Below are 10,954 nucleotides of genomic sequence, written 5' to 3'. Positions count from 1 at the left end.
AGCATAGGGGAAGTGGACATATATGATTGAACACTTCTTTCAGTAAATGACTCTAAATTAAAGTTGGATGAGCTGTCCTTAAAGCCAATATAAGAATACCCATTAATCAAGTCGATTTCTTCGTTCCTAGATTTGTCATGCCTTAACTCTAAAGATAGCTCTTTATCTGTAAAGAACTGATCAAATGGGGAGAATGAAGCGACAATAAGTTTATTACAGTATGGCCACTCTTTAAAACTATTATTCACACCAGTATATATGTCAGATATGTACTTAAGAGTTCTTGTTTTTCCATTCCCGTTTTTTCCAATAAGTACATTTATTCTACTAGGTAGTAGAAAATTATTGTCAAATGAGATTTTTAGGGAGTGTCCACTATCTTGATTTATCTCTAGTGAAAAGTGGGACAATTCTTCATATCTACCTAAAGCAGTTTGTAAACCTTTTGATAAATTGATGTTAGAGACGAATCTCTCAAAATTGACTCTCTATAACCATTCCAACTTTGAAAGTCATCTGTACTAGATGACAAAATGCAAACATCTTTAACAGTTTTCAGGTACTTTTTTATCTTCTTGTTATTTTTAAATTGAGAGTTAATAATGTTATAGTAGTCAATGTCCTCACCTATGGAGATAAAGTTGTGTTTAGACATATCGCTAAGATCATAAACTCCACCTGAGCAGGAAAATTCATTTTCTATATATTCGTGACTATTAAAATAACCCTTGAATAATATTTTTATTAGCCCAAGGTCAATTTCAGAATTATCAATAATAAAATATGCCCTAAAGGTTGTTTTATATCCATAATCATCCCAAAGATAGCTAAAAGGCTTACCGATAATTATCGGGAAGTAGTATCAAAGAGAATCTTTTTATTTCTTTAGGAATCTCATTGGCGTAGTAAATCTTCATTAAAACATATCATTAATTAAAACATATGACATATTAACACTAATTCATAAGGAAAGTGTAGTGGTTCGATGAATTTGGTCATCGAAATGAAGGTTGGCTATTCATACACTCTCGCGATTTTAGAGAACTAACTTTGCCATACGCAAGGTAATTCATGAGGTGCTAAATTAGTAATTTCACTGGCACAGTTCTGTCCAAAAATGAGTTTGTTTATATCTATTCAGATTTAGGGAAAAATTCATGGATGAATTTTTAGGTTGTCGGCGCCGGGAGCGCCTACAACCGACCCGGACAACACCAAAGAACCAAAAGGCATTTCTGGGTACTCTTTGTGCCAGCAAAGAGTATCTGGCGCGCATACAAAGATGCTGAAATTGACAATGAACGCAAGCGCGACATACCTGACGGCCTCAGAAACTGTACTTGCTGTATGAGACCTGTTTTCCTGAGCGTGCCGGCAAGTAAATAATAAAAAAGAACACAACTCATATCGGGAGTCCGAGCACAAAAGACACTGGATTCTCGCCTGCGCGTAATGATGTAACTGTATGATTTTATGAAAGATAACATTGTCTCTTGACGATGGTTATTGGAATGGCGCGCATACAAAGATGCTGAAATTGACAATGAACGCAAGCGCGACATACAGATGCACTTTATTCAGTACGTTGCGTCTTCCCCATAATCTCCACAAAATCCCCCAATTCCCGCGACTCCAGCACATCCATCAAAACAGTCTTATCGAATTCAATCCCACTGGCACACAAGTCCCGAAACGCCTGTTCATACTCACCAGCGACATCTTCATCTTCTAAATACATATCGGCCATGTGTTCCCAGAAATCTTCGTCTTCCAGCATCTGTGGGCTGAAAGCCGGGGTATAAAAGTACTTGGCGGCATAAGGGGCATTCTCAAAACAGCTTTGAAACAGCCATGCGTGGTCACCTCGTCCTGCCAGATTCACATCGAGATGAAGGTGCTGAATAAAACCCCGGATCAGATTGTTTTGGGTTTCATGATTATTCGTCTCCCCCCATTGGTCATTGTCGATGACGATCTGAAAGGCTTGTTCGAGGACTGTCGAATCAAATGTATAGTGTTGCGTCAGAAGTTCGAATAACCCGGGCATGATGGCGCTGCATCCAAAAAGAAGGAATCTGTCGGCATCAATGTTCAGGCCCAGCGCAATGGCTTTTTCCACTACGGCGAGATTGCTGTCATGCTGATTTGTAAGCTGAAAAATGATCTCTTCGATGTTGAAAATCAGCGATTCATTGTGAGTGAAAGGGGTGAGCACATCCATTGCAGCCGCTTTTAGTTCGCCAGAGATCTGGCTTTGCATCACCGTACTCAGAAAATCGAAGCGTTGATCCGGGTGGCCCATCTCGGTCTGGTTCAGCAGATACCGGATTGCGTCCAGCGCTGAGGCTTCAAGCAGATCCACCATGCATTCCGGGTAGAGTCGGTCGTTGACCTTTGGCAGTGCCTGATCCTGAATGGCCTGCAACAGTGCGGTGTATTCTGTGCGCATGTTTTTTCCTATATCGACGACAACCGGTTAGCCAGAGCATCATATTGGTGATCTGCCAGCAATTGCTGAATTTGTGATTTCGGGAGGTGATAACCAACGGCTTCGAGCCAGTGCAGATTGTCGATGTGGTCGGGTTCAACACCCATTCCGATGATGGCTTCCCAGTCAAACGTGTTCAGCCGGTCTTGGGTCAAACCGTGTTTTGCAATCAGCGGAAACTGCGCCGGATTGAAGGCAAAAGCTTCTTCGGCCAGGGTTTCCAAATCGTATCCGTCTAACGCCAGGTTCACATCCAGCCCTGCGGTGAGCAGACGCTCAATCCCTTTCTCCCATTGTGCGGTTTCATCGTCCTGATCATCAAAGTCGTGCAGCAGGCTAAGCAACAGCACGGCGGTTTCGGCCAGCGTGGTTTCAGGAAAAGTTTGCTGCGTATCCAGCACATAGTGAAACATCTCAAGACTGTAATGATCGGCTTCGACAGAGACCGTCAGAAACTTCGCCAGATCTGCCGTGACGCCAATCGCTCTCAAACGCTTGAGCGCGGGTAAGAAATCGGGGTGGCACAAATAAACGATGTCCAGATCGCTGTCGAGACGCGCTGTTGAATCGGGCCCGTACTGTTCGAGCAGATCGATCAGCGCACAGCGTTCCATGTTTTGGTAAGTCGATGTGAATTCCCGCTTGAGCAGACGGAGCAGGGTACTGTCTGTGATCAGGTGATGCTGGCGAAGATAGGCCAGCCGGACCAAGTCCTGATGTTGCCAGAATTTAGCCGCAGCATGAGGCAGACCGCTTGCTTTTGCCAGCACGGCGCGGTTGTCTGAATCGATCAGTTGAATGATGTCTTGTGTGCGCAGGGATTCCATAGGTGTCCATCGTCTCGTTGGTGAAAAGCTGCGGATGAATCACGGGCAGCCAATCATCTGCATTGTACTGAAATGAAACACATCGTGTTGAATACACGACAGTTTTGTGAGGAAGGTTAATTGAAAGCCCGTTTGAAAGGGGGGAAATAAGTCGAAGCAAATACCGGGACAGTCGCCTGAAGTACTCTCAACTTATATCGGGAGTCCGAGCATAAAAGGCACTGGATTCCCGCCTGCGCGGGAATGACGTAACTGTTTGATTTTATGAAAGATAACATCGTCTCTTGAAGGTGCTCATAGGAATGGCATGCATACAAAGATACAGAGATTGGCACTGTACGCAAACGCGACATACCAACACAATTTCAATGATTGCATCCATTATTTTTTTGTTAGATCAGTCAATATCTGGCGCAATTCCCTTGTGAACCCATACACGAAGCACTAGTATGCTGGCGCAATCATAGATAAGTGAACAAATGCGCCCTGTGAATCCACTACACAGAATGATGATCATCGCCAGCCTGTTGAGCTGGCTATTGATCGTTGCGATGCCGGTGGTGAATGCTCATAACCAACCGGCCGGCACCTGGGCAAGCCTTTGTACACTTGGTGGTTTTAAACTGGTCAAACTGGCCGATGGCAAGGATCAGCTCAAGCATGATCCTCAGGGGCACTGTCCCATCGGGATGTTCAGCCTGGCTCATACTGATGACCGATGGCTGGGGCTGGGCACTCAACTTCGCGAACAACCGCTCAGCGCCTATCAGTTCTCGCCACGCCAGTGGGACTACTTTCTTCTTCCTTCCCGTGCGCCGCCGCTGGCGATACAGGTTTTCGCCCGAGCGTAAACCACCCCCTCGCATTTCTCAGAATTCAAAGAAATTGGATTGATGCCTCTGCCTTCGGGTAGCGGCTTTTTGTTTGTGCGTGTTTTTTGCGCACCGGAAGGAAGAAAATGAAAAATCAGAACGATTCAACATCGCAGCAGGAACATCTGCCAGAACAACGACAGACACAGCGCGCCTGGTATATGACGGCCTGGCGCTGGCACTTCTATGCGGGCCTGTATGTGGTGCCTTTTTTAATTATGCTGTCGGTGACGGGCCTGATGATGCTTTATGCCGGATCAATCGACAATCTCCGTTTGAAAGACCTTCTTTTTGTCGAACCGGCAGCCCAGACCGTACCGGTGACACAGCAGTTTGATGCCGTTCAGCAGGCGTATCCCGATGCGACCATCAAACAATACCTGACTCCGAAACAACCCGAAGATGTCAGCCGGTTTGCGGTAGTTAGCGCTGCCGGACAGGGGCTTTTCGTCACTGTAAACCCTTACACGGCAGAAGTGCTGGGTAGTCTGGATCGGGATAACAACCTGTATGCGTGGGCGGAGTCGATCCACGGCACTTTGCTGATGGGAGATATGGGTGATCGCCTGATAGAACTGGCGGCCAGTTTTGCCGTGATCCTGATTGTCAGTGGTGCCTATCTGTGGTGGCCGAGGGACAATGCCAGCAAAGCCGGGATGTTCCGGATTCGTTTGACGCGTGGAAAGCGTACTTTCTGGCGCGACCTCCATGCCAATCTGGGTGTGGTCACAGCGGTGTTTTTGTTGCTGTTTTTGCTGTCCGGCCTGTCTTGGTCGGGTATTTGGGGCAGTAAGATGGTGCAGGCATGGAATACTTTCCCGACCGGCGTTTTTGGTGATGTGCCTTTGTCGGATGCCAAACATGCCGAGATGAATCATGGTGATCTGAAGGAAGTGCCGTGGAATCTGGAGCAGACGGCGATGCCGTTATCCACTCCTTCGCATGCAGGTCATCATGACGGCCAAGAAACCCAAGAAACCCAAGAAAAGAGCACTCAAGGAAATAGCATTCAAGGAAATAGCACTCCAAGAAAGGGCATTCAGGGCGAGGTGAATCTGGATTCTGTGGTGGCGTTCGCCAGAGTGCAGGGCTTTACGGCCTTTCGGGTGAATCTGCCAAAAGGAGAGCAGGGTTCCTACAGTATTCTGCAAAGCACCATGAGTAATGACATCACGGATGCCACGCAAGACCGAACTTTGCATCTCAATCAGTACACAGGCGACGTTCTGGCAGACATCAAATACAGCCAATATTCGCCCATGGCGAAAGCGATGGCTTGGGGCATTGCGCTGCATGAGGGTGATTTTGGTGGCTGGAACAAAGCGGTGAATACTTTGCTCTGCCTGTCCTTCATTTTAATCAGCGCTAGTGGTGTCGTGATGTGGTGGCTGCGCCGTCCGAAAGGGAAAGTGGCGCTTTCTGCACCGCCAGCACCGGAAAACATGGCGTTGTGGAAAGGCGCGACGGTGGTGATTGCTGTGCTGGGGGTGTGCTTCCCACTGGCGGGGATTGCGATGGTGACGGTGTTGCTGGCCGACCGCTTGGTTTTTGCCCGGGTGCCGACCTTGGCGCGATTCTTTAGCTGATCGCTGGCCGATCGCTGAGCACTGATTGTGAAAGCCTCCGTTGGAGGCTTTTTGATATCCTGCGTTCGGTCAGACGTCACCGCTGTGCTTGTGGAGCCACGCCGGCAACACTTGCCGGAACCAGTTGAGATAGGTATCAGCATCCGGTTTATTCCGGTCTTTCAGAATGTTCACCACGTCGACCACGATCCAGGCTTTTGCAAGAATGAGGTGTTGGATGAGAGTTGGTTTCGACAACAGAGACGAATGCGCCAGATAGCGTTCAGCGATGGCTTGATAGGACGCCAGATCGCCCATGCCTTTCACCAGCGGTGCAAGATCAATGGCTGGGCTGCCTTCACCGAATCGTTCCCAGTCGAACAACACCAGATCACCGTTGTCCCGTATCCCCCAGTTGCCGGCGTTACTGTCACCTGACAGACAGGCATGCGGATAAAACAGCGTTTCGGATTGTGCTCTGAGCTGATGCAGATGTGCTTCAGCGGTGCCCGGAAGTTGCAGATGACGGAGTGCCTGAACGGTTTGTTGTTCCGTCCATTGGTGTAAGCGTTTTGGATGTTCCGGAAGCCTTGAAAAGTGGTGAATCGCCGCTAACTGACGGAAACATCGCGAATCTTCGTTTAATGCCTCCAGTGTGACGGGGGTCGGGATATATTCAAGCTGCAAAACGTGATTTTCTGTATCGCAATGATAAAGCCGGGGGGTATGCACGCCCAACGTTGCCAGCTGAGGTGCGATATTTAGGTAAAAATGCATTTCGACATCCGTCGCATGCCGCTTTTCGATATAGGGCACGCCATGATCTTCTTTCAATAAGACCTGCGCGTGACCCATCTGTGTAAGTTCCTGCCTGAACAAAGTGGCCTCCGACTAACTCAGAATTTCCTGAATGACCGGGAGTACAGAGATCACCAGCAATCCCGACATGGTGTAGTTAAACCACTGGCGATAGTGTGCCTTCGTCAAAGCTTTCTTCAGCAGGGAGCCAAACATCAGCCAGACCCCGACACAGGGAAAAGACACGACCAGAAACGTGGCTGCCAGCATCATGTTCTGGTTATGGAAGTCAGTCCCCACTGTTGTGAATGCAGCAATGGCGCCGGTGGCGACCACCCAGGCTTTGGCGTTGATCCATTGAAAGAGGGCGCCTTTCATAAAGCCCAGTGGCTTTGTCTGGGCATCGGAAGATCCAATGTCACCGGCGCGGGCGATCAACCAGGCCAGATAGAGTAAGTACAGTACGCCCAGACATTTAATGATGAAATGCAGACTGGGAAACAGTTCGAAGAGCTGGCCGAATCCCACACCGACTAAAAGCAGCATCAGGGCAAACCCCATGCAGATTCCACTCAGGAGTGGCAAACTCTTTCTGACACCGAAATTGAGACCTGAGGTCATCACCATGATGTTGTTCGGGCCGGGCGTCACTGAAGATGAGACGGCAAACAGCACCATGGCGTAGAGGTAGTCCATATGGGCGTGCTCCTTTGGTTGGTGTGAGCGTGACATGTTGGCAGCCACAGAAAATGCCCATGCGCATTGCTCAGAACAGGGACATGTCTTCTCGATATGATGCTGATTTCATCGGATATCAAGAGGCTTTTATGTGATTCGCAAAAACTTCTATCCTCGTTACTGAGGATGTGGATGACTGGCGATGAACGCCTGAATCCGTTGGGCGCACGTTTGGGGGGAACATTCATCGGTATTAATGAAAAGATCGTACTCAATGCCGCAATGCACCCGGGATGCCTGTTCAAGGGCTGATCCCGGATACCGGTCCCCGCGTTGTTGCTCGCGTTGAATCAGGGTTTCTGCTGAGCAGGTCACGCCAACGTAGAGACAGTGTTTGCCAGCCAGCACCGATTGCCAGATAGCCATTTCTTCAGCGCCATCGAGCACATCATCCACGATGACTTTCATTCCGGCATCAACCAGATGACGGACTGTGGTGCGATAGGCTTCATTCACAGCTTTGCCGTAGGGGCCAAAGGAAATGCGATGAACGGACTGTTGATTGAGCGTGGTTGTCCGCCAGTAAAAGCCCTCGGCGGGTTTGTCTGATTCATTCAAGGTATTGGCTTTTGCCGGCATCATCGCAATAAAAGCATCAATGCCGAGATGAAGGTAATTATCATCCAGACAATTTTGCAGTGCGCGGGCAATAGAACTTTTCCCCGAACTGCTGGGGCCGTTGAGAAAAATGACATCCATGAGAGCGACTTTCCTTGTCTTGAGTTGGAGATTCATCAGAGTGTGCATTATTGCATCTATCGTACCTAAAGCGGCATAAAATGTACTTGAATCAATAACAACTGTAAAAACAGGATTAACTCTTTGAATATCAAAGGGACTGAGCGTTTCCTCTGCGATGGGCATCCAGTGACGTGTGCTCATTTCAGAGCAGCCTGCTGGCGTCGGTCGATGAGGCTATTTTGTGAAGTGCGTCGATTCTCTTGTGAAGTATATTGTCAGTGGTTTGAGGCTGACGTAATGTGCGTGATTATCCAGGGTTGAGAATTCGCTCTCGGAATTTTTCTCGCTATCGTTATTTTCAATCAGCAGTTACTGACTGTGGGAAATACTCAGTTCGCTGCATTTTCTCCTTCCACCGCGTTTTAACAGAGATGATTCATGGATAGAAAACACATTTTTGGTGTCGTTCTGGCATTACTGGCGGCATTTTTTAACGGCATGGTTGGCATTTTGAGTGTTAACTTATTTGCCTCTGGCATGCCCTCGGCAGCGGTTGCGTTTTATAAGTGCGTGGTTGCTTTTCTGATTATTCTTTTGGTACTTGGGATGACCGGGAAATTACCGGCATTGCTGACGTATTTGAAATCAAAATGGAAAGCGCTGGCCGTGTGCAGTTTCTTCGGCTTTTTCATGTTGTATTTTTTCGAAACGGCGTCTTATGAAACGCTCAATGTCGCCGTGGTCGTCTTTCTGCTGTTTGGTGTATCGACGCTGGTGACATTTTTCGCCAATGCTGTGTTTGAAAAGCGCAACCTGACCGGACAGGAATGGATGTCGGTGCTGTTTGCCGTTCTGGGTCTGTATTTAATTTTTCTGGAAAACGAAAATATTGCCAGTTCAGATCAGACCGGTTTCCTGTTTGCGGTACTGGCTGGGGTTGGTTACGGGCTGTTCCTGGTGCTGAACAAAAAGCTGGAGATTGGCGGCGGTTTAATTCCTGTTTGTGGTCTGCTGATGTTTGGTCTGGTATATCTGCTGATTCCATTTGCCATGTCTGGTGTTGTTGGCGTGGAAAATGATGTCTGGCTGACACTGTTGCTGCTGGCCTTGCTGCCAACCATTGGTGGTTTTTGGTGTACCACGAAATCACTGACCATTCTGAAAAGCCAGACCGTGCAACTGGTTGAGTTGTCTGAACCGATTTTTGCTTTAATTCTGGGCTTTGTCTTTCTGGGTCAATTGGTCACGTCGATGCAGATGCTGGGCGGTGCCTGCATTCTGGGTGCGATTCTGATTCATGAAGTGAAACTGTCGTCCTTTCGTAAAAATAAAGTGGTGACGGAGACAACACGCTAGTTGGTTTTACCGTTGAGATTTCGCTGACAGCCAGCCGATTGTGCTGGCTTTTTTTTGTTCTGACATAGGTCATGAATCACAGAATCTTTATTTTACAATCTGATAACATGCGTGCTGATTAGAGTAAAAGCGTCAGCTCGGTTTTGTGGAGGCGGGATGAAAACACTGGAAGAGCAATTAACCACTTACGCACGTTATCATCGTTCGAAGCGGAACATCATGACCCACTTTGTCGGTATTCCTTTAATTGTGTTTGCAGCCCTTTGCCTGCTGGCCAGAACCGAGCTGTCAGTCGGTGCCCTGGCACTGAATGGTGCGCATCTCGCTGTGGTGCTGTGCGTGATTTATTATCTGCGGCTCAGCTTGTCGCTGGGTGTCATCATGGCGGTGATTCTTTTTGTGATGACAGTTGCGGCGACGCCGGTTGCAGCGCTGTCTGTATCGGGCTGGCTGGGAGCTAGCCTGAGTCTGTTTTTTCTCGGCTGGGTGATTCAGTTTGTCGGGCACTATTTTGAAGGCAGAAAACCTGCCTTTGTGGATGATCTTGCCGGACTGATCATCGGTCCGTTGTTTGTGCTGGTTGAGGCGCTGTTTCTTTTGGGGTATTACCCATCTTTAGCAGACTATATCGAACAGCATGCAGGTCCTGTTCAGCCTTGATCAGGGATAAAGTCGAGGAACAATGGATTCTGAAACTCTGAAATAGCAAATTGAAGACAAGGAGATGTCATGCTGTTTAAGAACAAAACCGTCTGGATTACCGGTGCTTCTTCCGGGATTGGACGCGAGTTAGCGGTGCAGTTTGCGCAACAGGGGGCGAATGTCATTCTTTCATCCCGGAGTCAAGAAAAGTTAGAGGCCATTAAAGCTGAGCTTGCACCGGGCAATCACAAAGTAGTGCCGCTGGATATGGCGCAACCGGAAAGGCTGATGCAGGATATTCCGGCCGTACTGGATGCGGTTGGCCGTGTTGATATTCTGGTGAACAATGCCGGGATCTCACAGCGCAGCCTGTTTCTGGAAAATGAATTCAAGGTGTACCGTCAGTTGATGGAAGTGAATTATTTCGGTCTGGTCGCGATGACCAAAGCGGTTCTGCCACGGATGATTGAAACCGGGGGCGGCAGCGTGGTGGCGATCAGCAGTGTGGCCGGGAAAGTCGGTTCGAAATTCCGGACAGGCTATTCAGGCTCGAAATATGCGGTGGTCGGGTTTATGGATTGCCTGCGGGCCGAAGTGACTCAGCATGGGATTCATTGCCTGACGATTTGCCCGGGCTCCGTGAAAACGGCGATTGGTCATAACTCACTGAACGGACAGGGCGAAGCACAGAATAAACCTGAAGCTTCCATTGAAAATGGCATGGATCCGGCAGATGCGGCACGCCAGATGCTCAAAGCCATTGCGGCCCGAAAAGATGAGGTGGTGATCGGCAAAGGGATCAGTAGCTGGGCACCGACCATCAAACGATTCTTCCCGCAGCTGTTTAACATGATGACGGCAAAAACAAGCTACCGTTAATCTGTCCGGGGGCATGTCAGCCCCCAATTTTCTGCGTTTGTATTTTCCTGAAATCTCTTCTCAACACTTTCTCGATTCTCGTCACATTGTTGACAATCTTTTCGCCCG

At 48.4% G+C, this 10,954-nt stretch carries 10 protein-coding genes; 5 read left to right on the top strand and 5 right to left on the bottom strand.

Going from position 1 to position 10,954, the window contains the following annotated elements; translation table 11 throughout:
* Positions 1-1,573: 1,573 nt before the first annotated feature.
* Positions 1,574-2,449 carry a hypothetical protein gene (locus tag EA58_RS01680; protein WP_036748164.1) on the bottom strand — a complete coding sequence of 292 codons (876 nt, stop codon included), beginning with the start codon at positions 2,447-2,449 and terminating at the stop codon, positions 1,574-1,576.
* An 8-nt stretch (positions 2,450-2,457) separates the two neighbouring features.
* A complete protein-coding gene (locus tag EA58_RS01675) occupies positions 2,458-3,315 on the bottom strand; it encodes a hypothetical protein (protein ID WP_036748162.1) in 858 nt (285 codons plus the stop codon).
* 479 nt (positions 3,316-3,794) lie between these two features.
* Here EA58_RS01675 and EA58_RS22150 point away from each other — a divergent pair, with 479 nt between their 5' ends.
* Entirely contained in the window at positions 3,795-4,166 is a 372-nt protein-coding gene (locus EA58_RS22150; RefSeq protein WP_152547907.1) for a hypothetical protein, read from the top strand.
* Between the two features lie 107 nt (positions 4,167-4,273).
* Entirely contained in the window at positions 4,274-5,773 is a 1,500-nt protein-coding gene (locus EA58_RS01665; RefSeq protein ID WP_051641837.1) for a PepSY-associated TM helix domain-containing protein, read from the top strand.
* Between the two features lie 69 nt (positions 5,774-5,842).
* On the opposite strand, the gene EA58_RS01660 is transcribed toward EA58_RS01665, so the two are convergent.
* The 3 genes from EA58_RS01660 to EA58_RS01650 form a co-directional block, all read right to left on the bottom strand.
* Positions 5,843-6,607 carry a phosphotransferase gene (locus EA58_RS01660; protein ID WP_036748160.1) on the bottom strand — a complete coding sequence of 255 codons (765 nt, stop codon included), beginning with the start codon at positions 6,605-6,607 and terminating at the stop codon, positions 5,843-5,845.
* Between the two features lie 36 nt (positions 6,608-6,643).
* On the bottom strand, positions 6,644-7,246 hold the full coding sequence (locus EA58_RS01655; RefSeq protein WP_036748157.1) for a LysE family translocator: 603 nt from the start codon (positions 7,244-7,246) through the stop codon (positions 6,644-6,646).
* A 159-nt stretch (positions 7,247-7,405) separates the two neighbouring features.
* The gene (locus EA58_RS01650) at positions 7,406-7,987 is read right to left on the bottom strand and encodes a chloramphenicol phosphotransferase CPT family protein (protein WP_036748155.1); all 582 of its coding nucleotides are present in this window, start codon (positions 7,985-7,987) and stop codon (positions 7,406-7,408) included.
* A gap of 420 nt (positions 7,988-8,407) precedes the next feature.
* Between EA58_RS01650 and EA58_RS01645 the strand changes: the two genes are divergently transcribed.
* The 3 genes from EA58_RS01645 (at position 8,408) to EA58_RS01635 (ending at position 10,846) form a co-directional block, all read left to right on the top strand.
* Positions 8,408-9,325 (top strand): DMT family transporter, encoded by a 918-nt coding sequence (locus EA58_RS01645; RefSeq protein WP_051641836.1) that lies wholly within the window; start codon positions 8,408-8,410, stop codon positions 9,323-9,325.
* A gap of 156 nt (positions 9,326-9,481) precedes the next feature.
* Positions 9,482-9,985, top strand: a complete 504-nt coding sequence (locus tag EA58_RS01640) for an Mpo1 family 2-hydroxy fatty acid dioxygenase (RefSeq protein WP_036748153.1) — start codon at positions 9,482-9,484, stop codon at positions 9,983-9,985.
* A gap of 69 nt (positions 9,986-10,054) precedes the next feature.
* Complete coding sequence (locus EA58_RS01635) at positions 10,055-10,846, top strand: SDR family oxidoreductase (protein ID WP_036748151.1); 792 nt, start codon at positions 10,055-10,057, stop codon at positions 10,844-10,846.
* The last annotated feature ends 108 nt before the right edge of the window (positions 10,847-10,954 follow it).

It is taken from the genome of Photobacterium galatheae (assembly GCF_000695255.1).
In the GTDB taxonomy this organism is placed as follows: domain Bacteria; phylum Pseudomonadota; class Gammaproteobacteria; order Enterobacterales; family Vibrionaceae; genus Photobacterium; species Photobacterium galatheae.
The sequence above is the reverse complement of the archived record's forward strand: the minus strand, read 5'-3'. Positions and strand labels throughout refer to the sequence as shown.

Coding starts and splice junctions, on each gene's coding strand:
- EA58_RS01645 (WP_051641836.1), top strand. CDS start 8,408: ATGGATAGAAAACACATTTTTGGTGTCGTTCTGGCATTACTGGCGGCA.
- EA58_RS01660 (WP_036748160.1), bottom strand. CDS start 6,607: ATGGGTCACGCGCAGGTCTTATTGAAAGAAGATCATGGCGTGCCCTAT.
- EA58_RS01675 (WP_036748162.1), bottom strand. CDS start 3,315: ATGGAATCCCTGCGCACACAAGACATCATTCAACTGATCGATTCAGAC.
- EA58_RS01665 (WP_051641837.1), top strand. CDS start 4,274: ATGAAAAATCAGAACGATTCAACATCGCAGCAGGAACATCTGCCAGAA.
- EA58_RS01680 (WP_036748164.1), bottom strand. CDS start 2,449: ATGCGCACAGAATACACCGCACTGTTGCAGGCCATTCAGGATCAGGCA.
- EA58_RS01635 (WP_036748151.1), top strand. CDS start 10,055: ATGCTGTTTAAGAACAAAACCGTCTGGATTACCGGTGCTTCTTCCGGG.
- EA58_RS01650 (WP_036748155.1), bottom strand. CDS start 7,987: ATGGATGTCATTTTTCTCAACGGCCCCAGCAGTTCGGGGAAAAGTTCT.
- EA58_RS01640 (WP_036748153.1), top strand. CDS start 9,482: ATGAAAACACTGGAAGAGCAATTAACCACTTACGCACGTTATCATCGT.
- EA58_RS22150 (WP_152547907.1), top strand. CDS start 3,795: ATGCGCCCTGTGAATCCACTACACAGAATGATGATCATCGCCAGCCTG.
- EA58_RS01655 (WP_036748157.1), bottom strand. CDS start 7,246: ATGGACTACCTCTACGCCATGGTGCTGTTTGCCGTCTCATCTTCAGTG.